The sequence below is a fragment of the Oleiphilus sp. HI0061 genome, from assembly GCF_001635675.1.
This window is the reverse complement of the sequence record NZ_LWFE01001735.1, coordinates 1-1,241: the sequence shown is the minus strand read 5'-3', so window position 1 is coordinate 1,241 and position 1,241 is coordinate 1. Positions and strand designations below refer to the sequence as shown.

The window sequence follows — 1,241 nt, the reverse complement described above, 5'->3', positions numbered from 1 at the left end:
AAGGCTCCTGCAATGCGTACCATGAGTGTTCACGCTGACAAGATTCGTGACGTTATCGGTAAAGGTGGTGCAACGATCCGTTCTATTACTGAACAGACTGGTGCATCAGTTGATATCGAAGATGACGGTTCTATCAAGGTATTTGGTGAAGACAATGCGAGTGCTCAAGCAGCTATCGATATGATTATGGGTATCACTGCTGAAGCTGAAATTGGTCAGGTTTACGAAGGTAAAGTTGAGCGTATCGTTGATTTCGGTGCATTCGTTAATATCTTGCCTGGTAAAGATGGCTTGGTTCATATTTCTCAAATCTCAAATGAGCGTGTTGAGAAAGTAACTGATGTTCTTGAAGAGGGTCAGATGGTTAAGGTTAAGGTTCTAGATGTCGATAACCGAGGCCGTATCAAGCTAAGCATGAAAGAATTAGCTGAAGCTGAATAAGCTTTAGTGATGAAACTTAGGTCACTTGCAGTGCATTGAGTGGCCATTAAAGGAAGGGAGGTTTGAAAACCTCCCTTTTTTTATGCTTAAAATACCTTCAATAAAAAAGAGTAGGAAACAGTGAGAGGCGGTAATGGTGGAAAATTATTCTAAGCAAGGGCAGGCGCTGGAGGCCTTTCTCATCAAACATCTCCCGCTGGCTCGTGCCGCCCAGGTTTCTATTGATGCCTATGATGGCGAAACACTAAAGGTCAGCGCACCGTTATCAGAGAATATTAACGATAAAGGCACCGCTTTTGGTGGAAGCTTATACAATCTCTGTGTGATCGCCGGTTGGGGAATGACTCAGCTTAAAGCTGAAGCGCTAGGGCTTAAGGGAGATATCGTTGTTGCCAAGGGGGAGATCAACTACCTTCGGCCACTGAGAGGCCGGCTTGTCGCCACGGCTTATGCACCTGCACCCGAAATCTTGGAAAAAGCTCAGCACCATCACACCGGGCTTGGAAAATCGGTCTTCCATATTGAGGTGAGCGTCCCGGACGAGAATGGCAAAACCTGCGTTAAGTTTAGCGGTAAGTACGCAGTATTAGCCGCTCAAACTTGATGATAGTGTTTGATAACGTGGTGGATGGCCTGACACAGTTTTGCTAGTTCATCATCACTCATGATATAAGGCGGCATGACGTAAACGAGTTTACCAAAGGGCCGCACCCAAACACCTTGCTCAACGAAGCGGCCTTGTATCTCAGCCATATTGACGGCTTCATATAATTCGACAACACCGATTCCACCCAAGACAC

Annotated in this window: 3 protein-coding genes; 2 read left to right on the top strand and 1 reads right to left on the bottom strand. The window is 45.9% G+C overall.

The genetic code is table 11. The features are described 5' to 3' along the window. Together A3735_RS26625 and A3735_RS26620 are read left to right on the top strand one after the other, a co-directional pair. Positions 1–441, top strand: a 441-nt coding sequence (locus A3735_RS26625; protein WP_156499948.1) for a S1 RNA-binding domain-containing protein, incomplete at its 5' end; no start/stop codon positions are given. A gap of 133 nt (positions 442–574) precedes the next feature. After that, on the top strand, positions 575–1,045 hold the full coding sequence (locus A3735_RS26620) for a YiiD C-terminal domain-containing protein (protein WP_068515199.1): 471 nt from the start codon (positions 575–577) through the stop codon (positions 1,043–1,045). Here the strand turns inward: A3735_RS26620 and A3735_RS26615 are convergent. Further along, a partial coding sequence (locus tag A3735_RS26615) for an aminotransferase class III-fold pyridoxal phosphate-dependent enzyme (RefSeq protein ID WP_156499947.1) occupies positions 1,036–1,241 on the bottom strand: 206 nt, incomplete at its 5' end. The two genes, A3735_RS26620 and A3735_RS26615, sit on opposite strands and share 10 nt — an antisense overlap.

Coding starts and splice junctions, on each gene's coding strand:
- A3735_RS26620 (WP_068515199.1), top strand. CDS start 575: ATGGTGGAAAATTATTCTAAGCAAGGGCAGGCGCTGGAGGCCTTTCTC.